Raw genomic sequence first — 24129 nt, 5'->3', positions numbered from 1 at the left:
ACTTTTTTATCGCTGACTACTAGTCGGTAAGAATACATCATTAGTAGTTAAATCTGTCAATTCTCTACTATATATTAAAATTATATGACTACCTCAAAATCAAAAGCATATTAAAACTCCAAAAGTTTATTTGTCATCCATTCGCTTCTTATTCTTATAAATTTCTCTGATTATTCTGAAAAGTTCCTGTAGATGTTGTAGTGGGTATTCCGATTCCCCGCATAAGTGCAAAAATGAGTGTTCTAAAAACACTCATTTTTTTATATATATGATAATCAGGCGACTGCAAAATAACAAATAGGTCGTCTTTCAATAAATATTCATCATATAAATTAAAAAGAGCACATTTTAATTAAAATCAGCTATAATACCCCGGAGCTTCACGAGATTCGAACACTCTCGATTTACTTCCAACGACAGGTTTAACGTAATTTGGTGTGATGGTCTAGTATCATCGTTAGATTTATACATCTTGCCCTCCTTTCTGCATAATGGGATAAATCACATCAGGGAAGCTTATATTCGTGTTTATGTCCCAAAGGAGGTAACGAGGCTTACTAACTTGGTGTACCAGTTCAAGATCTCCTCTCGTCTTCAAAAAGTCAGTGTGTTCTAAGTAACTTTGAAAAACTTCAATGATCCCTGTTGAATAGCAATCCTGATAAGCTTTGAAATCGCTAAGTGCATAATTTACATCGTCAACATTAATAAGAGGTTTCTCCATTTCCACCGGACTAGTGAACTGCGTTTTTTGGTTTTTACAAGTGTTGTTCTGCACAAAAATTATTAAAAAATCCTGGGTGCTGTTGAACATGATATGCGTCAATGACTACAATATTTGATCCATAAAACGCCATTGTCTATGTCTTGGGATGGTTATTAGGCTGCGTTTTTTTAATGGTTCTTCAGAATATAGTGACCTTGAAGATTTAAGATTATTGATTGTCTCCTTGTTGATCCATTTTAAAGTTTTTGTTTTTTCCTATTACCTGTAATGCAATTGCTAAGAAGGCGAGATCCTTGATCACAAAAAAGTCGGTGACAGGTACGCCGTCGCTTAGCTTCCAGATTCCGGGTGTGGTGATGAGAAAACTTAAAGTAGTGAGGAAAATAATGGCAGTAAGATATCCTGCGATCAGACCTATTCCTGCGTTCCAGAACGAGGCAATCAGTAAGATGCCTGTGATGAGCTCATAGATACCAATGAAATTAGAAACCCCCTGGTCAGAACTAAAGTGATATAGCCAGCTCATCAGAAAACTGTTGGAGACATAACCTTTAATGGCCAGGGCTTCAGTGGGCGTAAATTTTAATATACCAATCCAGAATAATACTATAATTGTGGCCACAACCCCGAGGTTGTAGCCTGATTTTTTTAAGTCCATTGTTTTAATTTTAGTTAGTATTTCAATTATTGCCAGTGGGGAACTTTTTAAGGTTCTTGCGCCAGGCATTTACCATTAGCCTATCCAAGGAGTGTATGCCGGCCCCTGTGATCATCAAGGAAAGAAGCCCCGCTATGTAGAGGAGGTTAATTTCATATCCTGGTGGTCCGAATAGAGGTCCTTGTGCAGTCAATCCTATGGTTTTTACGGAACTGTACCAAAATCGAACTGGGCGGTGAACATGGTTACGAGCATGATGATGATAAGGGGTACAGTTGTAAGGCTTACAAAAAAGCCAAGTATTAATGCAAATCCGCCTAATAGCTCTATAAGTGAGGTAATCCATGCGCTAAGGTATGGAAATGGAATATTCAGCTGGGTCAGCAGTTTTTCAAAACCTGCTGGCCCATTGCTGAGTTTTGCCCATCCATGTACGATGAATCCGAACCCAATGACCAAGCGTAAAAAGAACGGTGCCCATTGCGTGTAGTTCTTTTTCGTAGTCGAGTATGCTGCAATTGTCATCTTACCTTGATTTAATTCAAGCTCACCTTTACGATCCCGCTAATTTCCGGCAGTGTTGTAAATGGATTTGGATTGGGAACTGCTGAAATGGGATTACTTTCTGAAAGTGGTGTCCCCGCCAGATTGAACTGGGTGAGTCCTGCTCCTGGAAACTGGTCAACGGCAGTTCCATTGTTGTAAAGGGCGATGGAAGTGGAAACGTCCCCCTTTTTCATTGGGTCTATGCCGTCTGAACCTGTCGCAAAAAACCAGTCATTGGAAAATCCATACATGGTTGCCACCGCTACCCGGTCTCCCTTTGTTACAGTCAATTCCTGAGAAACCTGTCCTCCGGCCTGTTCGCCTATTTTTGGCAGCAATACCGTTGTGGTTGGTGCGGGAAGAATATAGACCGCTTTAATACCACTTTTTGCCTTTAATGAAGCGGCAAGTATGGCCGCGTTTCCTTGTTGGGCCAATTCTTTGAGACCCTGGTTACGGTCTTTCTCGCCAATTTTATACAGTGGATCTTCAATGCCATTATAAACTACCACCAGGATGGGTGAAAGTGGTGTAAATATACCGGTGATGCTGCTTATGTAGTTGTGAAGGGAGGCATTATTTCCTGCTTCTGCAATATCGGTCAAGCCGTTGGCACTTGGTTTTCCCTTCATAAATAAAGGTGAGGGATTGAGTAAGTTTCCCCCTGCAATGTAAGATACAGCCCATACACCAGGACTTAGGGGAGTTTCATTCGTAGTTCCACCCGAGGTGTTTTGTAGCGTTAGGGTAAACTGGGAGTTTCCGTTGTATTTCAGGCTGGCTTTAATCAATTTTGCAGCGGAAAGATAGGTGTTCCCCTCTGCATCTGTTCCGGTAACCTCGGTGACATTTTTGTTTTCTGTAGTTCCCGGATGTATGACCCCCGTACCCGGATTCTGGTTAATACGGGTACCATTGTCCCATAGTTTTATTCGTGCAGAAACGTCTCCTTCAATTGGTTCTCCACCCTGATCATAAACCAATATTCCTGGATTTTCCGGAGCGAAAAACAAATCATTCGAAGCACCGTACATGGTTGCAAAAGTGAGGGCTTCCCCCTTGGCAGCATAAAAAGTGATTGTGGTCGATTGTCCTGGCAAAATAAGTGCTGGCGATCCGCTTCCCTGAAAAGTGCCGGATTCTACCAGGGGTTTGGAGTTTAAAACATTTTCAATGGTGATGGTTGTTTTTCCCATTTGATCAACGGGAGTATCAGAATGGTCTTTTTTGCATGCCGTGAATGCTAACGGAATCAATGGAAGGACAAACCAGATCTTATTTTTTGAATTTTTCATATTAAGTTTTTTCAGCTTTGTCGACAAAAACAGATGTTCCTTACAAAATTTTTGTATTTGTTGGAAAATGCTGTTTCCGGGTCGTTCAGGTACCATTAAATGATGATTAACATTTTTTGTAAGGCTTTGGTAATTACTGCGACTAAGCTTAAAAACTACAAATTGCATGAAAAGAAAATTAAACAAAAAGAGCTACTTAATGAGTGGCGGATGGAAAGGTATGGTAGCATTTGTATTGTTGTGTATGTCGGGTTTAGGTCTGGAAGCCATGGCACCGCAGCGAATTGATGAGTCGTATGAACTGTTACCGAGAACCGATACCACAAAAATGATCAAGGGTGTGCCATTGAACCCAGAAGATATCAGTCCTTTGCTGGTTGGAGAAACCATTCCTGTACTCATGTTGCTAAAGTCTTCAGGAGAACGTTTTGACTTAAATAAGTCGGTTGCTGCAAAAGCAACGATACTTATTTTTTACCGTGGAGGGTGGTGCCCTTATTGTTCTAAACAATTATCAGGTCTACAGGAGATAGATCAGGACTTAACTCAGATGGGCTATCAGATCATTGCAATCAGTACAGACAGTCCAAAAAACTTAAGTAAAACGATGGATAAACAAAAATTGTCCTACACGCTGTTATCGGACGCAGACCTCAATGCCGCCAAGAAATTTGGTATCGCTTTCAAAGGACCAAAGAGTTATGATTCGTTTTTACCGGAAACCTCAGGTAGCAAAAATGTAGACAAGCTACTACCGGTACCTTCTGTATTTATTTTGGGCAGGAAGGGGAATATCCTGTTTGAGTATATCAACCCAAATATCACACAAAGGTTAAGTGCTAAGCTACTTAAAGCTGCAGCTGGCGCTCTGCGTAGCGAGTGATAGTACTTTAATTGCTTTATCTGTCGTTAGTAGATAAAGCAATTAGAAATTTTAGCTCATGCGTTTAGTTGTTACCCAACTTTTGATCAATGCGTTTTTGAAGATCTTTTTTGAAATCCTCATCCAGTTTTAGATCAGTCTGACTGGATGACTGAAAAAGGTTACGCACCATGTGATTGATGAGGATGCTTTGCCGTTGAAAGGTTTTGCAAATGGAGCAGCCAGCCAGGTGGATTTTAAGTTCCAGTTTCTCTCTGGTGGTGATGCGGCCGATCTGCTGTTTTTCGATGAGATAGGTTGCCTTGCGGCAGTTATATTGTATTTTCTTTAATTGGTTCATGGCTGTACTGTAGATTAGATCCAGTTTTTTTGGAGGCAGGAACGTAAGTTCACTTTGGTACGGTGTATGATTACCCAGAAATTTGATGCGGAGACTTTCAGCGCTTCACATATAGTTTCAGTTGATTCTTCGTCCATATGTTTCATGGTAAATATAGAAAGCCATAATGAAGGCAGTTTCTGCATGCATAGTCCTAATATTCTTTGAAATTCCTTGTTTTCCAAGGCATCAGGCTGTTCAATGCCGAACTCTTTAGGCCGATGCTGGTCGTTCCAATGACCGTCATCAATGTCGAAAAAGTCCTGGTCACCCTGTTCTACCGTATTGTGTTTCATTCGTTTAGCAAGGCCTGAGGCATTCTTGCGGTACAGGTCAATCACTTTAAACTTTAAAATGGCCGTCAACCAGGTACGTTCAGAGCTCCGGCCCTCAAATTTGTCAGCTTTTTCCAGTGCAGCAAGGAAAGTTTCCTGTACCAGATCACGTGCCTGTTCACGATCATTTATACGGGTAAGGGCATAAGCATACAAGTAGTCAGCATGTTTGCTCACCCATGATTGTGGCTCAAGGGTAATATTGTGCGGGCTAGCTATTTCATTATGAGTGATTTGCATAGTCATGAAATTACTTAAATATTTTTATAGATAGTATGACCTTAGTCGGAATCAATAAGCGATCCTTACAAGCTATTTTTATTTTTTGCAGAGCCGATCTTCAGGGTATATGGTATGTTAAGGCAGCAATTTTTAATCAGCTGGACTGTTCATTTTAGCTGCTGGGAAGTGTTAAGAGCCTCAAATTCCTCTGTTGTTATTTCCATGCCATTCCAGTAATGACGATATTGATCCTGAGCTAAGCGCAGAATTCTTTTGGCATTGTTTTGTGGATAGACAATTTCAAAAGTTTCAATGTCTGCAAGCTGGAGTTTTCTGTGTAGATAGTATACTTGTTCCAGACCCCGGGAATAGAAAATTCCGTGGCCGTATCTTTGCCAGGAGTTTGGATCTGCGGCCTCAATTTCCCTGGCCTGACAGAATACATGAGACTTGTCATATGCAAAGTAGCCATCGTTCAGGGATATAAACGAGCAAGGGTCTGCATTGTGGATGATGCTGAGCCCCTCGCGAACACTAAAATAATAGACCCTGTTTTTGTCTTTGGCGTAACCATAAGAAAATTTAAGTTCAGGTATCGGAAGTTTTCCGGGCATTTCAGACGGTACAGGCAGTACAAATTTTCCAGCATCACAGACTTCAAAAGTCTTAGGGTCTGCCTGGTCAATTTTTCCTGAAGCGCACCATATGAAGTTCCTATCTCTGGCGAAAGAAAGATTGATGCCCTCAAAGCTTTCCTGGTCCGCTTCTTCAAGTGCATCATTTCCCAGGTAGCAACGCGCTTTGTCTTTTGCAAAAGGACCTGTATAAAACCGAAAAGATTCGATGTCCGCTCCCACTATTTCATTAGACCTAAAAAAGACAGTTTTGCCGTCCGTCCAATAGTAAGAATTTTGGTCAAGTTCGTTGAAATCGGTTTGTGTAGCTAAAATGTACATAGGTTATCAGTTAGAACCATTTCTTCAAGGCTCCCTATATGATTAGTCTTAAACTGCTGGTCTTTCGGTTTGGTTTGGCTTCAAGGAAACCATTAGTCAGATAAGATGGTGTCAATTACCAGGCCAATTACCGGGTTGGCCTAAGGTTTATTTTAGTAGCAGCTGAGAAAAAGTCATTGGGGAGAGTTTCTTTAAGCATATTATATGCTTATCATTCCCGGATTTGTGGTCACTCAAAGATGGCCTCCAGTAATAGCATATCCGATGGTCGTATTATAGCCGAAAATATGGTCTGAGAATATCCTCGAAATTATATTGACCTTTTTTAAGATGGGCCAGGTTTTTGGCAATAAATAACGCACCATTTCCAAAGGCTTCCCTGGAAATGGATTCATGGATTAACCTTACTGTTTGATACGGGAATCCAAATATGAGTTCATGTTTACCAACAATTCCCCCGGCCCTCACTGAATTAATATTGCTTACATCCAGGTCGAGCGCATGTGCAATTTTCACGGCTGTACCAGAGATACCTTCTTTTTGTTTGAAGTGCTCTTCAATGATTTCGATATCCACTCCCGGGGCAATTTTTTGCAGGAATTTTGCGGAAAATAACAGGTAATTTACACCCAGAGTAATGTTTGGGGACCAAAATACAGCTGTTTCCTGAGACAGCGTGGTGAGCAGATCCAGTTCTTTTTGGGTGTAGTGAGAAATTGCGGAAATAATTTTTACCTGGCGCTTAGCCGCACTTTTTCCATATACATAGATTCCGTCCTGAGCGGAAAAGTCTACAATAATGTCTACAGGGTGCTTATCCAGCAATTCATCAATGCCAATATGTTCAGTGGAATAAATGAGCCCCGGCTCTTCACTTTCCAATCCAAGAAATTCAGGAACTGACCTGTTTTCAAGGATAGTTGTCCGTCTTAATACCCATTCAAGTGAAAATTCCTGGTTTTGCAGAATTACTGACGCTACGGCCTTTCCTGTCTTCCCAAACCCCACTAAACCTATTTTTACCTTCATATCCCATTTGGTTAGCGGGGTAAAAATATAAGTTTCCTAATACTTTAAAGCAATTGGTTATTTATTTGTTACGCAAATTCACTATTTGTCCATTCGTCTTAGAATAGCCTTCATCTGTGTTATTTCTCGCTGTTGGGACTTTATGATGCTGTCTGCCAGTTCTCTAGTTTCCGGATCTTTCAGGTTGGCACGCTCACTGGTCATTATTGCTGAGGAATGATGTGGAATCATCCCTTTCAGGTATTGGCGGTCACCGATAGCTGATTGTCTTCTCAGGCCAATGAATGACAAGATGAATACGATGGAACTCACCATGATAATCAGCCGGTTGACTGATTTGTTTGAATACATGTGCCGCATCATTTTAAGCATGAGCAGAGACATAGGGCTTACCATCATGATGGTCATGTATAGCCTGTTCAGGCTGAAGTAAATGTGGCTCGTTTGACTGATATTTAAAAACATCACCCCATACATGATGAAAAAGGAGATCAGTAGCATGACCAGAAACTTGGAGTAAGGACGTTGCTTCATAGCTGAAATATTATAGGTGCTTATGAAACAACAAGGTCAATCTCATTCTGTTTTTAATTCCTGATTTTGGAAAAATTCTCCTAAAGCTTTAAAGGCGCAAATTGTATCCTTTAATTTAAAACCTTACTTTTATGATTACATGAGTTATTCCCTTTTAAAAGCTTCTATCCATACCCTGAGAAACCATTTAAAGCGGGCTTTTGACCGTATTAAGAACGAAAAACTAAAATACAATATGCTACAGGCAATTCCCTTCTGGATTGCTTCTATTATTACCGGGCTTATTGCCGTTGTGTATACAAAGCTTTTTTTGCTGGCTGAAGAGCTGACAAAATATGTATACCATCAATCTGTTTGGTTGCTTTTTTTAGTAACACCGGTTTGTTTTCTGCTGGCCTGGTGGCTGGTTATACGTTTTGCCCGCTATTCCGGTGGAAGTGGTATCCCACAGGTAATGGCTGCGATCTCGATTTCCAGCCCAGTGACAAATCGCCGGGTCAACCAACTGTTAAGTTTGAAAGTCATAGCGGTTAAAGTAGCGTCCAGTCTGATACTGGCAATGGGGGGCGGAGCAATTGGAAGGGAGGGACCGACAATTCAGATTGCGGCTTCTATTTTTAGAAGGATCAACCAGGCCTTACCTGAGTGGTGGCCCAAAGTCGCTAAAAGCAACATGATTATTACCGGCGCGGCTGCCGGACTGGCTGCAGCTTTTAATACACCTTTAGGAGGAATTGTTTTTGCCATAGAGGAGCTGACCAAAACCCATTTCAGTTTTTTCAAGACTGCGATTTTTTCTTCCGTTATCATTGCGGGTCTAACCGCCCAGGGAATTCTTGGACCTTATCTTTATCTGGGCTATCCTAAAATCGGTAAGCTCTCGGGACTTATCTTTTTGGGGGTAGTGTTGGTCGCGGTAATTGCCGGTTTATTGGGTAGCGGTATGTCAAAAGTTATCCTGTTGGTATTGAGGTGGAAAGCCAGGTTTAAATTTAATTTTCACCACATATTGTATGTTGGATGTTGTGCTGTAGTGATGGCGACAATTGCTGTATTTTTAGATTATAGCGTTTTGGGATCTGGAAAAGATTTAATGGGAGAGGTCCTTTTTAGTCAGCACAAATATGCAGTCTGGTATGCGCCACTGTTAAGAATTCTTGGCCCGGTCTTATCATTTACTTCCGGAGCGGCAGGTGGGATATTTGCCCCGGCGTTATCGGCGGGTGCTGGCATAGGGTCGGTTGTTTCGAGCTGGTTTGACCTTTCAGAAACCAATACCAATTTACTTATTCTTTCAGGGATGGTGGGGTTTTTAACAGGTGTAACCAGGTCACCTTTTACCTCTGCTATCCTTGTTCTGGAAATGACCGACAGGCATAATGTGATCTTTCACCTGATTTTAGCCGGCATGGTGGCCAGCCTTGTTTCTGTGTTAATTGATAAACATTCCTTATATGATCACTTAAAAGTGCAATATATGAAAGATCTGGAACTGGAAGAAGAACGAGGGGTTTTGAAAACAGGCATCCCAAAGGAAATGAAAACAATCCCCGAAAACAGCTAAGGATGAACGTTTATCACGTAAAATCTGTAGACTTCGCCTGATGGACTGATAGGGATGCTTTGGGGAAATTTCCATTTATGATACCCCATAGTTTTATTTTTTAATCCTATAATTTAACATCTGGGCGCATTTAGCGTTTGGATTTTTCTCAATTTATAATGATAATCAATTAGCTTTTAGTATTTAAAAATAAATGGACTATATTTTGCTGTAATTTTAGACTTTGATTAAAGCGATTATATCTTGACAGAATCTCAGAAAAATAACGCCAACCGTTTAGTCCGGATCATTAAGCTGTCAATAGCACGCAGGTTCGACCTTCATTTAGATAAAGCGGATGAAGACGATGTGGTCTCAGCCATTAAGAAGAATTCAGATTTTATTGGTGCAAATTTATGGACACTGATATTTGCGATTCTGATTGCCTCCATTGGTCTGAACGTAAATTCTACTGCCGTGATCATCGGCGCAATGTTGATCTCTCCCTTAATGGGACCAATTATGGGGGTCGGATTGGGCATTGGCATCAATGATTTTGAATTGGTAAAAAAGGGCCTTCGGAATTTGGCGATCGCAACTGTCATTAGTGTTATCGCTTCTACGATTTATTTCTGGATCACTCCCTTGCATGATGCCCAAAGTGAGTTGCTAGCAAGGACCACGCCTTCATTATGGGATGTGTTTATTGCTTTTTTCGGAGGCTTGGCGGGAATAGTAGCAGGCACACGAAAAGAAAAAAGCAATGTTATCCCGGGTGTAGCAATTGCTACTGCATTGATGCCGCCATTGTGCACAGCCGGCTTTGGCCTGGCGTCGGGCAATTTTTACTATTTCCTTGGTGCCATTTATTTGTATTTTATCAATAGTGTATTTATTTGCATTAGTACTTTTTTAATTGTGCGCTTCCTGAGGTTTGGCAAGAAATATTTTGAGGACCGAGAAACGGAAAAGAAAGTCAGCCGGTATATTATGATCATTGTTTCTATAGCCGTATTGCCCAGTATTTATCTGGCTTATGGAATTGTGGATAAGAGTATTTTTGAAAATAATGCTAAGCGCTTTATTAACGAGCAGTTTCAGTTTAAAAACACACAGGTGGTTAACAAAACGTTGAAGTATAGTAGTTCTAACGGTAATGAAATTGATTTGCTGTTGATTGGTTATGAACTTCCACAAAATAAAATAGATACCATTCGAAAGAAATTGAAAGATTATAAGTTGAAGGATGCAAAGTTACAGATTCGGCAGGGCCTAAATGCCAAACAGGAAATTGATTTCTCCCAGATCAAAGCCAGTATTCTGGAGGATGTATTTAAAAAGGATTCTACAACTAAGGTCGCCAATTCTCAAGTGTCTTCTTTAGAAAAGGAATTGCCAGATATTCGTTTGGAACTGAAAGCCTTGTATCCGGAGATGCGTAAATATTCCGTAGCTAATGTCGTAGTTCAGCAACTCGACAAAGTTAAAAAGGATACTTTGACCATGGTGGTGGCCGATTTTTCAAAGCCGGTAAAATCTGCAGATCGTCAAAAACTATTCACCTGGCTCAAAGCCAGATTGGCTGCTGATTCCTTACGGTTGCTGATTCCCTGATTTTTGACTTATTTTTTGAACTGTTCGAGATTATTTAGGAGAATTCTAGGAACTGATTGACGAGATTCTCAATTTGGTTTTGTTTTTAATGATTGGACTGGAATGCTGATTATTAAGGTAAGTGCAATAGTTTTTTTATAGGGTGTGTTGCTATCCTGGTTGCGCTGCTGGCCAGGTGGCTATCCGTTGTTTTTCCGGTTTTTTTCTCAAGAGGACATATTCTGTTTGAAAAACATGCAGTTGTTATTTTGACTTGGGGGATTAAGAGTTGGCATTTCCGTTGCATTAGCACTATCTCTTTCCACGGAAATGCATCGCGATGAATTTGTTTTCATAACCTATGTTATTGTTGTTTTTCTCTCCTCGTTCAGGGACTTACCATTGGCAAAGTGGCTAAGCTATTAATCTTTGCTCCACAATACGTGACCATAAATCCTCGGTTATTTTATTTTTCTTACTTTTGTATCAATTCATCAGGATCATTGCCTTAGGCCAACTGAACTTTTCCGGTTCTATCTATAAGCCATTGATGATCTGTTTTTTCTTACTGGGTTCATCCCTTATCTCAGCCTAAAGGAGCTGTTAATGACCAAACCTGATTTCCATTTTTGGAAGTCCTGTTCTCTTTATTATGAAAAATCCAAACTTTATCGACACCAATAATTTTCTTGATCATTCCTTTTGGGGAAATTCGATTTATCAATGGATCCTGGCCTTAGGGATAATCATTGGGCTGTTTATACTTATTAAACTGTTTAAGTTCTTTGTGGTGAAAAAAGTGAAAACCTGGGCTTTGACCACAAGTACGACCTGGGATAACTTTTTAATTGCGATCGTCGAAAATTCTATCATTCCGCTGCTATATATCAGTTCCTTTTATTTTGCATTGTCTACACTGAATTTTCCAGCCAAACTGGATAAGGTCATTCATGTGGCTTATCTGGTTGCGATTACCTATTTTGTGCTCCGGATCATCAGTTCTGCTTTTCGAAAATTTGTTTACTCTTTCATACAGCGTGAGGAAAACAGTGAGAGTAAAGAGAAACAGGCAGGTGGACTGATTGTCATTGCGAATGTGATCATCTGGATCCTTGGGATTATTTTTTTAATGGATAACCTTGGGTATAATGTCACAACCTTAATTGCTGGCTTAGGGGTAGGTGGTATTGCCATTGCGCTTGCTGCCCAGGCAGTTTTAGGGGATTTGTTTAGTTACTTTGTGATTTTCTTTGACCGTCCGTTTGAAATCGGTGATTTTGTGGTGGTGGGTGATAAGAATGGCGTGATTGAGTATATCGGCATTAAGACCACCCGTATTCGTACTCTGAGCGGGGAGCAGCTAATTTGTTCGAATACGGACCTGACCAATTCCAGGTTACATAATTTTAAACGCATGCAAAAAAGAAGAATTGTGTTTTCTTTGGGGGTGACTTATCAGGCCACACACGCGCAGTTGTCTGAGATTCCTGGCTTAATAAAGGAGACCATAAACAAAAGGCCAAAACTTCAGTTTGATCGTGCACATTTCTCGGGATATGGGGATTTTAGCCTGAACTTTGAGGTGGTTTATTATGTGTTGGATCCCGATTATACGGTGTATATGGACAATCAGCAGATGGTTTTTCTGGATATTTTTGAGGCTTTTGGACAGCGGGGAATTGAATTTGCTTATCCAACACAAACACTGTTTGTCACACCACAAACTGCGCCTGCTTCTTAAAATTAAAGCTATTAAGGCTGATCAGATGATCAGCCTTATCCCGCCTAAATCGGACAGGGGGTGTCATTTAAAAAGTGCACCCACTGCTTCTCCATATATTTTGCGAAAAAGAAAAAGTATAGCCGGTACAATCAGTAAGATTAGCGAGCATACTGGCTCACATAGAGGATGGTGAGAGATGAAACATAAGGCAGGATGAAGTAATATCATTGCAATGGCTGTGGCAGCCAATTCACCTAGTTTTTTTGATGCTTCATGATTCAATATAGCCAAAATTTAAGTTCCCCAGCCAGTTATAGTATTCATCATTCTTCATTGACTATCTAATCGCGGGCCGTGATCTGCTTTTATGTCTAAATAAAATGTCATCGTTTACTGACTTTTGGCCCAATTGTCAGGAACATGCGTTTGCCTTCCAGTTTGGGGAGTAGTTCAACTTTACCGACTTCTTCCAAAGCCTGAGCAAATTTAAGCAATAGTATTTCTCCCCGGTCTTTATAAACAATGGATCTTCCCTTGAAATGCACAAATGCCCTGACCTTTTCGCCACTTTCCAGGAAGGCTATCGCGTGTTTGAGTTTAAACTGGAAGTCATGGTCATCGGTGTTTGGTCCGAAACGTATGTCCTTGATAATGGTTTGTTTGGTTTTCGCTTTAATTTCCTTTTCTTTTTTCTTTTTTTCGAAAAGGAATTTGGTGTAGTCGATGATCCTGCAGACAGGGGGTACTGCATTTGGAGATATTTCTACCAGGTCCAGTCCTTGATCTTCTGCGATCTGTAGGGCTTGTGCCAATGGGTATATGGCTGATTCGATGTTTTCACCTGTTATCCTCACTTCACTTGAGGTGATGAAATTATTGATCTTGTGTTCCGGTTCTTTCTTTTTGAAGGGCATGCGTACGCCCCTGTTGGATGTTTTCTTTTTTAAAGCCAAATTCTAGTCGTTTAAATTATAAATTCTGTTAGTTAAAGTTTTCTGCATACGTGCCGGCAAGCATTTCAAGCAGCGATGAAACCAGGTAAGGAGTATATAGGTTATACCGCGCAAAAGATGCCTGATGACCCACCTTTATGGTGTAAGCACCGCCGTGATGGGCTAGTACTTTGAACATGTCTTCATCTGTTTGATCGTCTCCGACACACAAGACAAAGTCGTAAGGTTCTCGTTCCAGAATTCTTGCTGCAGCAATTCCTTTGTTTACACCATGGTTCCTTACTTCGATCACTTTGTGGCCGTTGAGTACATCCAGAGGCATCTGCAGCGTATATTCAACGAGTTGTTCATAAAGGTCCTGTGCGCGCCTATTCGCTAAAAAAGGATCTGCATTCCGGTAATGCCAAGCCAGGGAAAATTCTTTTCTTTCAATAAATGAGTTAGGGCTTCTCTGCACATAATGCTTCATGAGTGCTTCAATTTTTTCTTTCCAGGTGGTGGATTCCGCTAAGGCTTCATTTGACCATCTTTCACCTTTATATTTATGCTTTGCACCATGTTCTGCCACCAGGCCGATTGGCAGATGACCAAGCCAATGATCAAGGGTGTCACTGTCCCTGCCGCTGATGATATAGATGTCATTATCCGGGTCGCGAGAAAGATTCGACAGTAACTGCAGCAGTTCATCATTTGGGGCAGCTTTTGATGGGATTTTGGAGAAGTTAACCAATGTGCCGTCATAATCTAATAGTAGCAATCGCTTCTTACTTGATTCGTACTTATTCACAAGTGCTGCTTTACCAAAATTATCTAGAAATTTCACTTCAAACTTTAGTTGTAGCGATTTCACCTTTTTGAGTTCTCCGAAAAAATCTACAGCCCAGGCATTGACATCGTATTTTTTGATGGCTTGCTGCATGCTGTTTAAACGGCTTTCTTGTTCCTCTGGGCTTAGTTTAAGTGCTATAGCTATCGATTCTGCAATCTCTTCTGTATCGTTTGGATTGATGAGCAAAGCATCGGTTAATTCAGCTGATGCCCCAGCCATTTCGCTTAGGATCAGAACTCCGCTTTGATCTTGCCGGCTTGCAATAAATTCCTTTGCAACTAGGTTCATCCCGTCGCGCAGAGGAGTAATCAGCGCCACATCGCAGGTGGTGTATAAGGCAAGCAGCTCCTCAAAGGTCAGGTGGTCGTATTGATAAATTACAGGCTGCCAGTTGATGCTGCCCATTGAACTGTTCAGGTTACCAATATATTCATCAATCATTTTTTTTCCCTCATTGTATTTGGCTATTGCATCCCTTGAAGGAACAACAACTAAGATGAATACAACATTTCCAATATATTCAGGATATTGCTGCAAAAAACGTTCATAGGCAACCAGTCGGTTAAGTATGCCTTTTGTATAATCCAGGCGATCGACGGAAAACAACATTTTTTTGTTTGCTTTCAGTGCTTCATACTTTTTTCTTAGAGACTGAATTTCAGGTTGATGAAAAGCATTGTTAAACAAGCTGAAATCTATGCTTATTGGGAAAGCATCTACCTGGACCTGTCTGGTACCCCATTGGATATATTTATTATCGTGGGTAGTTTTCAAGGCTATATCTACTGATTTTAAGAAGTGTGCTACGTAGTCGGCAGTATGAAAGCCAATGAGGTCGGCACCCAGCATACCTTCCAGCAGCGCACGCTGCCACTTTTTGGGGATGACCCTAAACAACTCATAAGAAGGAAACGGGATGTGCATGAACAGTCCTATGGTGATGTTAGGGTGCTTTTCCCTTAGCATTCCGGCCAGGGGAAGCAGGTGGTAGTCATGTATCCAGACCACATCGTCTTCACGGATTGTTGCTGAAAGTGTTTCACAAAATACTTTGTTCACCGACAGGTAAGCCTCGAAAAAGGATGGCTCGTATGCTGCATAGGAAGGGAAGTAATGAAAAAGTGGCCAAAGCAAGGAGTTGGAGAAGCCATTGTAATAGTGCTCATAGTCTTCCTGACTTGTGAAAATGGGCATAAACTGGTAATGAGACTCGTCCAGTTCTGTTTTATCCCATACCTCCCGGTCAACTCCTGGTACTCCGGCCCATAACTGTTCCGTAAAATTATTCTTACCCTTGCTATTCAGGTACGCTTCAACCGCGGAAATGAGGCCGCCGGATGACTGACGGGGAATATACAGGTTGTCTGTCTTTTCGATGGTAAGGGGTAAACGGTTAGAAACTATGAGTAATCTTCTCTGCATAATTTATCGGGTTTTAAGATGTAAGTCCGGCTTAGATTGGCCAGATAAATTCCCTAAGAATAAGGGTGAATAATTGCCTTCAGCTGTCTGCAGGGCCACACAAAGGTACAAAAAATATTTTTAGGGTATTTTTATACCCATAAGCATGCTATAACACAGAGGTCATAGATAAGAAATAAAGAGAAAAGGCAAGTTCAAAAAATACCTGATTTTATTAGATAGGTTTAGTTGTCTTTTAGTGGTTTTGATACTTTTTTCAGTACAATTGTTCCCAGTATCCCCGCAATTACGGAAGCCAGTAGGATGCCATATTTTGCCTGATCTATAAAGGTCGGGTTTTTAAAGGCCAGTCCGCTAATGAACAGGGACATGGTAAAACCAATTCCTGCAAGTAATGCCACACCGATAATGTGTTTCCATGTTGCTTGTTCCGGTAATTTTGCCAATTTCAATGTAATCATAATCCAGCAAAACAGCAGAATGCCAACGAATTTTCCGATGAGCAGACCTCCGGTCACACCTATTGAAACGGGATTGATGATGGTGGAAAAGAAATCCGAACCAATGACAATACCTGCATTTGACAAGGCAAATAAAGGCATAATCCCGAAAGCCACCCAGGGGTGGAGGCTATGTTCTATCGTCTGTAATGGCGTTTCAGCTGCCATACTCAGTATCCTTACTTTTTGGATAGTCTTGTTTTGCTTGTCAGTAATTAATGCACCCTTTTCAGGTATGTCCTCTTCAAAGTCATAAGATAACTTACGCAGGTTATCCGAATAGATCTGTTCATCGATTTTAGTAACTGCCGGAATGGTGAAGGCAACCAGTACACCGGCAATGGTGGCATGTACGCCAGACAATAAAAAACCTACCCAAACGCCAAAGCCAATGATCAGGTAAAACGCGCTGTTGCGGATACCCATCAGGTTGCCAATAATTAGAACTGCAAGGAAGGAACCTGCAATAATCAATTGCAGGAAATGGATCTGTTCCGTATAAAAGAATGCAATGACCAGTACTGCACCCAGGTCGTCAGCCACGGCGAGTGCTGATAAAAAAACCTTAACAGAGGTAGGAATATGTTTACTCGCCATTGAAAGTAGGGCCAAAGCAAAAGCAATGTCTGTTGCCATTGGGATTCCCCAGCCGTGGCTGGCATCTGTACCTTTATTTAAATAAAAATAAATCAATGCAGGAACGATCATTCCGCCTAGTGCGGCGGACATGGGCAGGGCTGCTTTACTGGCTGAGGAGAGTTCGCCTTCCATGAACTCCCTTTTGAGTTCCAGGCCGATTACAAAGAAAAATATGGCCATCAGGCCATCATTGATCCAGATATGCAAAGGGTGACTCAATATAAAATCATCAAAGCCTATGGAAAAATTGATGTGCCAAAGGTGTTCGTAAAAATCATGGTAGGGGGAATTTGCCCATATGATGGCAATAATTACGCTGATCAATAGTACGATGCCACTTGTGTACTCTAGATGGATGAAGCGGCTTACAGGTGCTACGAGTTTGTCTATTGGCGATTTTTGTATCATGATTGATTGAGCTGAATTTAAAAGAATTTAAGAATGTCCGGGAAGACTACCATTGTTCAGCATTGTCGATGCCGAGACCTTTGGCATCAAACGCAGGATCTTTTCCGGCTTTGCGTTGTCGCTGATAGTCTTCAAATGCTTTTAGCGCAGGTTTTCTAAGCAAGAGGATGGCTACGATGTTTAACCAAGCCATTAAGCCCACGCCAATGTCCCCCAATGTCCAGGCTGCTTCGGCCGTCTTTACTGAACCGTAAAAGGTCGCGAAGAGGATCAGAATCCGCAGGAGCCAAATTGCCCATTTACTGCCTTTTCTATCAAGATAGCTGAGGTTGGTCTCAGCAATATAATAATAAGCCATAATAGTGGTGAAGGCAAAGAAGAGCAGGGAAATGGCTACAAAACCAGCCCCTAAGGACGGGAAATGGGCGTTGACGGCATATTGGGTATATTCGGCACCTATCTTTGCACCTGGCAGGTTTTCTACAATAAAGCCACCTTCTGGATTGATCACATTGTACTGACCTGTAAAAAGGATCATGAAAGCGGTAGCGGTACATACAAATAAGGTGTCGACGTATACGGAGAACGCTTGTACCAAGCCTTGTTTGACAGGGTGGCTCACTTCAGCCGCAGCGGCAGCATGGGGAGCGGTTCCCTGACCTGCTTCATTGGAATAAATGCCACGTTTTACACCCCAGGCAATTGCCATCCCAAATACGCCTGCAAATGCCGGCTCAAGTTTAAATGCTGATTTGATGATCAGCATCATTACGGATGGAATCTGATGAATATGCATGAACATGATGATGATGGCCATTAGGATGTAAGCCCCTGCCATAAATGGAACTACGATTTCGGCTACTCTGCCAATTCGTTTTACACCACCAAAAATGATCAATCCCAAAAGAACGGCTATTGCAATTCCAGTATAGGCAACAGGTATTTGAAATGCATTGCTCATGCTCAATGCGATACTATTGCTTTGCACACCTGGCAAAAACAGGGCCGTGCTCAGTATGGTGGCTATGGCAAATGTAACGGCGTACCATTTCATACCTAATCCTTTTTCAATGTAAAAAGCGGGTCCACCACGGTATTGTCCGTTGTTGACCTGCTTATAGATTTGGCCTAGTGTGGCTTCGATGAAAGCAGAAGCACTTCCTAAAAAAGCAATCAGCCACATCCAGAAAACAGCTCCCGGACCACCCATAGCAATAGCTGTGGCCACACCTGCAATATTTCCTGTGCCGATGCGACCGGATATTGCGATGGCAAAAGCCTGGAAAGAACTTACTCCTTTAGCTGAACTCTGGCCACCAAAAAGTAACGCTACCATTTCCTTCAGGTAACGTAGCTGTACAAACCTTGTGACGATTGAAAAATAAATGCCGGCCCCCATGCAAAGCAGGATAAGGGCGTTGCTCCATACCAGATCGTTTATTTTGCTAAAGATTTCCTCCATATGAGGCTTAAAATAACGGATTATTTTTATAAATTTCTTTAAATCATTAAAAAAATGGTATTGCGGCAAATAGTCTTTTTGATAATGAAAATATTACTAAAAACCTCAGGCAACTTCTATGGTCTTCAATGAAGTAATAATTTTGCACCTGAACGGCATTTTGCAAAGCTTGTTTTCTAAAAAGATATAAATCCAATGTGAGAAAATCCAGTTTGGTAGATTTCTCATGTGAGATGGAAGATTTCAATTTAATTTGTTGCGATTAATTTGACTGAAATCATCCTTCCGGTAACTTAGTCGAGTGTTTCTCATATTATCTATGTTGTCCCGGATTTACTTGTTCGTTAAAGACCTTAAAATATTTCAAACTGGGAAAAGCTATTTATTGGAAATACCCTAGTAGTCTAATCTCTAAATATACTACTAGAGTATTTTGCAAAGCAAAATAAGTGAAATACTCATTCATTGATTGAATTAGCTATTTTGAGCATTCTATATTTTTAGCAATTAATCCTCTCTATCCTCCATACGCCTCTTATTCTTGTAGATTTTCCTGATTATTCTTAAAAGTTCCTGTAGATGTTGCATTGCCTTATGGCAGACATGCGGTTCTTCTGTCTTCTTCTGCGTCATATCATCGTGGCTATGGAATAAACAGATGGTCCATGGTCACCTCGTTTTGTACGAGCCCTATCGAATTGATGTTGCTCTTCAGCCCATACGTATTGACCATCACCAGAAACAGGGATTTTTTGGTTTTGCTCTCACTTTTGAAAATGTTGAGCTTTTCCCTCAGCTCAGTTGCATAGGCCTTGTCGATGACAAATTCCGAACTTGAAAACTTCATCTCACAGATACTGATGACCATATCACTGCGGTTGAGCAACAGGTCGATCTGTGCGCCTTTGCCTGTTTTGGGGGCATGCCTCCAGGCTGATTCCTCCGTATATACACCTGATATGCCCAGGGCGTCTTTGATGTTCTTCACATGCTTCAGGCAAATGCCCTCGAATGCGTATCCACTCCAGCTCCTCCATGTAGGCATGGCAGATTTTTTAAGCCATGTTCCGCTTCCCTTCGCTCGGGAATTTTCAACAAACTTCAGGTAGAATAGGGTATATTCATCGCTCAGTTTGTATATACTCTCATTAGCATTCTTTCCAAAAGGCACATATGCAGAGATAAACCCCGATTCGACCAGTTCCTGTAGCAGTGTAGTAGTTGAGCCTCCGGACTGAAGGCCGCAGGCTGTTATAATCTCCTCTCTGGTCATGCCCGATGGCCTGCCCGCAAGCTCTCGCACAACCGAGATATGCCTGTCCGCATGTTCAAAAAGTGACCTATATAGATTGGGAAATTCATTTGCCAAAGAGCCATCCTTTGCAAAAAATAATCTGTCGATGCACTGCGCCGCGCTCTCGCCCCTTTTGATTTCTTTTAGGTAATGGGGTATTCCGCCCATTGCCATGTAGATGGTCAGTATCTGATAGCGGTCCAGGTTGACACCTTTACTTTTCAGGAACAGCTCCGTCTCATATAGGGTAAAGGGGAGCAGGCGTATTTTCTTTGTCAGCCTGTTGTGCAGGCCTCCCTTATTGTTGACTACATTCTTGATCATCCAAGATGCCGCCGAACCACAGATCACCACCTTAAGATTCGCTTGCTGTGAGCCCCACTGGTTCCAAAAATGTCCAAAAGCGGATAGAAAACCAGATTTACGGGAACTGAGCCAAGGAAACTCGTCAAAGAAGACAACCGCCTTTTTCTTTTTCACGATTGGGGCTAAAAATTCCTGCAATGTCCAAAAAGCCTCCGTCCAGTTCCTCGGCGCGGCGATAGGCATTGGAAGCCCTAGGGCACTTCCCATCGCCTTACTAAAGTTCAATAGCTGTTCGCCCATACTGGCGTCATCTGCGCCCGAGAGTTCAAATAATAGCTGTTTACGGTAGGTGGACCGGATCAGGAATGTCTTTCCAACTCTTCGTCTACCCAGTATCGCTATCAGTTCCGGTGAGTCCGATTCAAGTGCCTCTGATAATATTTTTGCCTCTACTGTCCTTCCTATTAATGCTTCCAATTTTACCTCCGTTGTTAAACAGCTACATAAAACTATAAATAGCCAAAACTCTCCTCAAATATAATGTTTTGGCCAAATATTATAATTATAAATAGCCATAATTATAATAAATATATATAAAATGGCTGTTTATAAAAAATCATAAATAGCCATAATTGTAATAATTATATACGAAATGGCTATTTATAATTGTAACCCCTCACCTTAATCCACCCATTCTTCCGCTCTGACCAACCATACATCTCGCCGTCTGATGAGCACCTGAAGGCTTTTAATTTGCTCCAGTACCTGTGCTAAATAAAGAAGATCAAAGATGAGAAGTGGCTCTTAAAGCCCAAATCGGCCACTTTGCACCGAAAGACGGGGGCAAGTTTGAAACGCGAAATAGGATGTCAGTTTAAATGTGGAATGAGTGGCTATATTTGCCGAAACATGCACCCTAATCAACAAATCAGAAGCAATCGATATTCATCTTCTTTTTCTTCTGGTGCCCGATGAACACAGGGTAAAACCTTCTGCTGAGGATGGTCTACTGCTAATCTCCAAATATGGCCTAATCCTAAATTTATGGGCTTAGCGTTGGCTTTAGGTTGATAATGCAGGTCAAAATAATATTCCTCCAAAAAGCTTTCAAATTCCACGTCTGAACCTTCATGTAATTCTTTAAGCTTTTCCCTAATCTCCGGGATGAGTATTTTTTGTTCAGCCTGATCATTGGGTAAGATTTCGCTAACAGCGCCATAATAGGTACATAAAAAAGTATCCGTTGCAATGGCTGAGCGATCCACATGATAAGAATATACATCTGTTGGAATAAAATCGAACGCATCGTCCCGTGGGTAACTTTTGATCAGATTGAGTGAAGGAGAAGCCCCAAAATCGGTTAATAATTGCAAATCATTTAAAATAATTTGCCGTGCTAAATGCCCTTTTTCGGAAAGTTGAAGCGCTAAAAGCTGCTCGGGGCAAACTTCTGTAATATCTTGTTCAAATTGAAGTTTAGATACCACTTCCTTAAAATCTCCGGCCAAATCTCTATACCAGCAAATAGCGTTCGTAATACCTTTGAAATCGGTATTTACAAGTTCAGAAAAAGTAGAAACTACTCTAATTTGGTGCTTGTCCGAAAATTTATTGTTCATCTGTTTTTGAAAGTCTCTAATTATCTAAATCCTACATTTACTTCCTATTCTTAGGAGCTTTTAATCTTTCTGCCTGATGGATGGAGTCAATTTTAGAAATATCGCGTGCTTCCTTTCTAGATAATCGGTCAGAAATTGATGCTTCCGTTGATTGGTAATATCTCACAAGAAATAAAATAGCGATAACCGTTAGAATCCCCGCCATGATATATGTTGCCTTAAGCGATCTGGCCTGATGTTTAATAGGAATATCTTCAATAATTCCATGGAAACAATATCCGGTTTTAGGAAGTGTTTCGATGATCTTTTTCTGATCGTCCTCCAGTAATTTTCTCAATCCTGATATGGCTTGATTTAAGCCCTCACCTGCTCCGGGATAATCATTCCAGAGTTGTTTGATAATAAAACTACGTTCAACAATCTCTCCATGATTTTCAATGAGAAGGCATAACAGTTTCATCAACCAGGGTTCCAGTCTAACAGATTTTTCCGTCCTGTTATCCAATACTTCATTTCGCGAAGCATTTATAGTAAAATGCTTATTTATTACCATAATTAACTTGTAAAGTTAAAAATAAGCTTTTCTAAAGGTTTTCTAAAGTTTTTATATATGTCTCTGTTCTATTTACAGCCTTAGTTTTGAACAAACTTTTGACATGAAAAATATTGTAAAAAATCTCGCCTTAGCTTACATGCTAATCCCATCCATGGCTTTCTCTCAAGAACAGGTTATTTCAAAGCGCATTGATAGTTTATTTCAGGTTATATCTGAATATAAAATGTTAAATGGCGCTGCCCAAATTACGGTTAATAACAACACCATCTATAAATCATCATTCGGATATTCCGATTTTGCACGGGGTCAGTCAAATACCAAAACAACTAGCTTTGCATTAGGGTCTGTATCAAAAATATTTACCTCAATAGCCATATTGCAATTGAGGGATAGAGGCAAATTTAAATTGGATGACCGTTTTATTAAATATTTCCCAGAATTTCCTTATCCTAATATCACCGTACGTCAGCTTCTATCGCATACTTCAGGTTTGCCAGACTACAATGTTTTCGAATCAGCAGTTGCTAAACAACCCGAAAAGGTTTTTAATAATGGAGATATCATTCCACTTCTGAAAAGCTTAAATCAATCTTTAATATTTAACCCGGGTGAAAAGTGGCAATATTCTAATTTAAACTTTTGCTTACTCGCATTACTTGTCGAAAAGGTTTCAGGCTCATCTTTTGAAGTATATGTAGCTAAAAAAGTCTTCCAGCCTGCTGGGATGTCAGAGACTTATTTTTACACAAGTAAACATATCAAACCATTAAAACAGGCTATAAATCATGATTATCCACTGTTTATTAATACAGTACCTATTGATGCAGATAGCATTAAGAAAGTGAAATGGAGGACTTATAATCTGAACGGATTATTGGGGCAGGGGAACATATACAGTACCACGACTGATATGATCAGATTCGACCAGGCATTGTATGGAACCAAGCTGTTAAAATCAGAAAGTCTTAACGAAGCCCTTGCTGTTAGTCAATTAAACTTAGGTATGCCCAACATTACTGAAAGTGCTTTAGGTAAGGCAGTCTATGGTCTTGGATGGTATGTACTGCAAGATACCACCCTTGGTAAAATTGTTTTTCATACAGGTGGTGTGCCGGGAGCTATCTGTATGTTTGTTCGGAATATTTCCCGTAAACAAAGTTTTATTCTATTCGACAATACTTTCAGCCCAAACGTCTTTAATATTGGAAAGAACATTCTTAAAATACTAAATGCCCGGCCTACGGAAACATTACGGAAAAGCCTTACGCGCGACTATGTCATTGCTTTAACTGAGAGGGGTATTGATAATGCTTTCATAAAATTATGCGCGCTCAAATCAGACAGTCTGCATTATTCTTTAAATGAAGATGAAATGAATGAACTCGGCTTGCAGTTACTTTACGCGGGGAAAACACCTGGCCACGTTTCTGAGGCCCTGGAGGTATTAAAACTTAATGTACTCCTATTTCCACTAAGCTTTAATACCTACGATAGTTATGGCGAAGCATTGGCCTTTGCAGGAAAGAAGCAGGAAGCTATTGAGATGTACAAGAAATCTATTGAATTAAACCATCAGAACACAGGTGGCCAAGCAGCACTTGAGCAACTACTTAAATAGAAGTTCCAATAGAAATCCGCCACATAAAATCAATATCAATTACCCTCAAAGAGGCTAGGTTTGCTGTATTTTTTAAACGACTGCCCAACGACTCTTTTAC

21 protein-coding genes are annotated in these 24129 nt (G+C 40.8%); 5 read left to right on the top strand and 16 right to left on the bottom strand.

What is annotated here, in order from left to right; translation table 11 throughout:
• Window positions 1-463: 463 nt before the first annotated feature.
• The 4 genes from CPT03_RS17995 to CPT03_RS17980 form a co-directional block, all read right to left on the bottom strand.
• Window positions 464-724, bottom strand: coding sequence for a hypothetical protein (locus CPT03_RS17995; protein WP_157766493.1), 261 nt, complete (start codon window positions 722-724; stop codon window positions 464-466).
• A 211-nt stretch (window positions 725-935) separates the two neighbouring features.
• Window positions 936-1385 carry a DUF417 family protein gene (locus tag CPT03_RS17990; RefSeq protein ID WP_099440127.1) on the bottom strand — a complete coding sequence of 150 codons (450 nt, stop codon included), beginning with the start codon at window positions 1383-1385 and terminating at the stop codon, window positions 936-938.
• A 204-nt stretch (window positions 1386-1589) separates the two neighbouring features.
• Entirely contained in the window at window positions 1590-1910 is a 321-nt protein-coding gene (locus CPT03_RS23000) for a DoxX family protein (RefSeq protein WP_216641567.1), read from the bottom strand.
• Window positions 1911-1921: 11 nt separating this feature from the next.
• Window positions 1922-3394, bottom strand: coding sequence for a spondin domain-containing protein (locus tag CPT03_RS17980; protein ID WP_245869882.1), 1473 nt, complete (start codon window positions 3392-3394; stop codon window positions 1922-1924).
• On the opposite strand from CPT03_RS17980, the gene CPT03_RS17975 reads away from it, so the two are divergent.
• Window positions 3393-4109 carry a peroxiredoxin family protein gene (locus CPT03_RS17975; RefSeq protein ID WP_245869881.1) on the top strand — a complete coding sequence of 239 codons (717 nt, stop codon included), beginning with the start codon at window positions 3393-3395 and terminating at the stop codon, window positions 4107-4109. The genes CPT03_RS17980 and CPT03_RS17975 overlap by 2 nt on opposite strands.
• Window positions 4110-4173: 64 nt before the next feature.
• Here CPT03_RS17975 and CPT03_RS17970 read toward each other — a convergent pair whose 3' ends face one another.
• From CPT03_RS17970 to CPT03_RS17950, 5 genes are all read right to left on the bottom strand, one after another.
• Window positions 4174-4449 (bottom strand): hypothetical protein, encoded by a 276-nt coding sequence (locus tag CPT03_RS17970; RefSeq protein ID WP_099440126.1) that lies wholly within the window; start codon window positions 4447-4449, stop codon window positions 4174-4176.
• Window positions 4450-4463: 14 nt separating this feature from the next.
• Window positions 4464-5069: a sigma-70 family RNA polymerase sigma factor gene (locus CPT03_RS17965; protein ID WP_245869880.1), complete on the bottom strand. Its 606-nt coding sequence runs from the start codon at window positions 5067-5069 to the stop codon at window positions 4464-4466.
• Window positions 5070-5212: 143 nt separating this feature from the next.
• Window positions 5213-6001 (bottom strand): DKNYY domain-containing protein, encoded by a 789-nt coding sequence (locus tag CPT03_RS17960; protein ID WP_099440125.1) that lies wholly within the window; start codon window positions 5999-6001, stop codon window positions 5213-5215.
• Between the two features lie 273 nt (window positions 6002-6274).
• On the bottom strand, window positions 6275-7030 hold the full coding sequence (locus CPT03_RS17955) for a 4-hydroxy-tetrahydrodipicolinate reductase (protein ID WP_099440124.1): 756 nt from the start codon (window positions 7028-7030) through the stop codon (window positions 6275-6277).
• Between the two features lie 81 nt (window positions 7031-7111).
• Window positions 7112-7564, bottom strand: a complete 453-nt coding sequence (locus tag CPT03_RS17950) for a DUF305 domain-containing protein (protein ID WP_099440123.1) — start codon at window positions 7562-7564, stop codon at window positions 7112-7114.
• Between the two features lie 139 nt (window positions 7565-7703).
• Between CPT03_RS17950 and CPT03_RS17945 the strand changes: the two genes are divergently transcribed.
• From CPT03_RS17945 to CPT03_RS17935, 3 genes are all read left to right on the top strand, one after another.
• Window positions 7704-9128 carry a chloride channel protein gene (locus CPT03_RS17945; protein ID WP_099440122.1) on the top strand — a complete coding sequence of 475 codons (1425 nt, stop codon included), beginning with the start codon at window positions 7704-7706 and terminating at the stop codon, window positions 9126-9128.
• 243 nt (window positions 9129-9371) lie between these two features.
• On the top strand, window positions 9372-10721 hold the full coding sequence (locus CPT03_RS17940) for a TIGR00341 family protein (protein WP_245869879.1): 1350 nt from the start codon (window positions 9372-9374) through the stop codon (window positions 10719-10721).
• Between the two features lie 631 nt (window positions 10722-11352).
• Complete coding sequence (locus CPT03_RS17935; RefSeq protein ID WP_099440121.1) at window positions 11353-12441, top strand: mechanosensitive ion channel family protein; 1089 nt, start codon at window positions 11353-11355, stop codon at window positions 12439-12441.
• 365 nt (window positions 12442-12806) lie between these two features.
• Here the strand turns inward: CPT03_RS17935 and infC are convergent, their stop codons facing one another.
• The 7 genes from infC to CPT03_RS17895 form a co-directional block, all read right to left on the bottom strand.
• On the bottom strand, window positions 12807-13376 hold the full coding sequence (gene infC, locus CPT03_RS17925) for a translation initiation factor IF-3 (protein WP_099440120.1): 570 nt from the start codon (window positions 13374-13376) through the stop codon (window positions 12807-12809).
• Between the two features lie 28 nt (window positions 13377-13404).
• Entirely contained in the window at window positions 13405-15627 is a 2223-nt protein-coding gene (locus CPT03_RS17920; protein ID WP_099440119.1) for a bifunctional alpha,alpha-trehalose-phosphate synthase (UDP-forming)/trehalose-phosphatase, read from the bottom strand.
• 224 nt (window positions 15628-15851) lie between these two features.
• Entirely contained in the window at window positions 15852-17174 is a 1323-nt protein-coding gene (gene nhaA, locus CPT03_RS17915; RefSeq protein ID WP_099440118.1) for a Na+/H+ antiporter NhaA, read from the bottom strand.
• Between the two features lie 46 nt (window positions 17175-17220).
• Window positions 17221-18636 (bottom strand): alanine/glycine:cation symporter family protein, encoded by a 1416-nt coding sequence (locus CPT03_RS17910; protein WP_099440117.1) that lies wholly within the window; start codon window positions 18634-18636, stop codon window positions 17221-17223.
• A gap of 643 nt (window positions 18637-19279) precedes the next feature.
• Window positions 19280-20713: an AAA family ATPase gene (locus CPT03_RS17905; protein ID WP_099440116.1), complete on the bottom strand. Its 1434-nt coding sequence runs from the start codon at window positions 20711-20713 to the stop codon at window positions 19280-19282.
• Window positions 20714-21156: 443 nt separating this feature from the next.
• Entirely contained in the window at window positions 21157-21855 is a 699-nt protein-coding gene (locus tag CPT03_RS17900) for a DUF1826 domain-containing protein (RefSeq protein ID WP_099440115.1), read from the bottom strand.
• Window positions 21856-21892: 37 nt separating this feature from the next.
• On the bottom strand, window positions 21893-22408 hold the full coding sequence (locus tag CPT03_RS17895; protein ID WP_099440114.1) for a transcriptional regulator: 516 nt from the start codon (window positions 22406-22408) through the stop codon (window positions 21893-21895).
• Between the two features lie 103 nt (window positions 22409-22511).
• Here CPT03_RS17895 and CPT03_RS17890 point away from each other — a divergent pair, with 103 nt between their 5' ends.
• A complete protein-coding gene (locus tag CPT03_RS17890) occupies window positions 22512-24029 on the top strand; it encodes a serine hydrolase domain-containing protein (protein WP_099440113.1) in 1518 nt (505 codons plus the stop codon).
• Window positions 24030-24129: the final 100 nt, after the last annotated feature.

Source organism: Pedobacter ginsengisoli, from assembly GCF_002736205.1.
GTDB lineage: Bacteria > Bacteroidota > Bacteroidia > Sphingobacteriales > Sphingobacteriaceae > Pedobacter > Pedobacter ginsengisoli_A.
This window is presented reverse-complemented; position numbering and strand designations above follow the sequence as displayed.

Coding starts and splice junctions, on each gene's coding strand:
- CPT03_RS17890 (WP_099440113.1), top strand. CDS start 22,512: ATGAAAAATATTGTAAAAAATCTCGCCTTAGCTTACATGCTAATCCCA.
- CPT03_RS17990 (WP_099440127.1), bottom strand. CDS start 1,385: ATGGACTTAAAAAAATCAGGCTACAACCTCGGGGTTGTGGCCACAATT.
- CPT03_RS17970 (WP_099440126.1), bottom strand. CDS start 4,449: ATGAACCAATTAAAGAAAATACAATATAACTGCCGCAAGGCAACCTAT.
- CPT03_RS23000 (WP_216641567.1), bottom strand. CDS start 1,910: ATGACAATTGCAGCATACTCGACTACGAAAAAGAACTACACGCAATGG.
- CPT03_RS17955 (WP_099440124.1), bottom strand. CDS start 7,030: ATGAAGGTAAAAATAGGTTTAGTGGGGTTTGGGAAGACAGGAAAGGCC.
- CPT03_RS17960 (WP_099440125.1), bottom strand. CDS start 6,001: ATGTACATTTTAGCTACACAAACCGATTTCAACGAACTTGACCAAAAT.
- CPT03_RS17895 (WP_099440114.1), bottom strand. CDS start 22,408: ATGGTAATAAATAAGCATTTTACTATAAATGCTTCGCGAAATGAAGTA.
- CPT03_RS17935 (WP_099440121.1), top strand. CDS start 11,353: ATGAAAAATCCAAACTTTATCGACACCAATAATTTTCTTGATCATTCC.
- CPT03_RS17920 (WP_099440119.1), bottom strand. CDS start 15,627: ATGCAGAGAAGATTACTCATAGTTTCTAACCGTTTACCCCTTACCATC.
- nhaA (WP_099440118.1), bottom strand. CDS start 17,174: ATGATACAAAAATCGCCAATAGACAAACTCGTAGCACCTGTAAGCCGC.
- CPT03_RS17995 (WP_157766493.1), bottom strand. CDS start 724: ATGGAGAAACCTCTTATTAATGTTGACGATGTAAATTATGCACTTAGC.
- CPT03_RS17965 (WP_245869880.1), bottom strand. CDS start 5,069: ATGACTATGCAAATCACTCATAATGAAATAGCTAGCCCGCACAATATT.
- CPT03_RS17950 (WP_099440123.1), bottom strand. CDS start 7,564: ATGAAGCAACGTCCTTACTCCAAGTTTCTGGTCATGCTACTGATCTCC.
- CPT03_RS17910 (WP_099440117.1), bottom strand. CDS start 18,636: ATGGAGGAAATCTTTAGCAAAATAAACGATCTGGTATGGAGCAACGCC.
- CPT03_RS17945 (WP_099440122.1), top strand. CDS start 7,704: ATGAGTTATTCCCTTTTAAAAGCTTCTATCCATACCCTGAGAAACCAT.
- CPT03_RS17900 (WP_099440115.1), bottom strand. CDS start 21,855: ATGAACAATAAATTTTCGGACAAGCACCAAATTAGAGTAGTTTCTACT.
- CPT03_RS17975 (WP_245869881.1), top strand. CDS start 3,393: ATGAAAAGAAAATTAAACAAAAAGAGCTACTTAATGAGTGGCGGATGG.
- CPT03_RS17980 (WP_245869882.1), bottom strand. CDS start 3,394: ATGCAATTTGTAGTTTTTAAGCTTAGTCGCAGTAATTACCAAAGCCTT.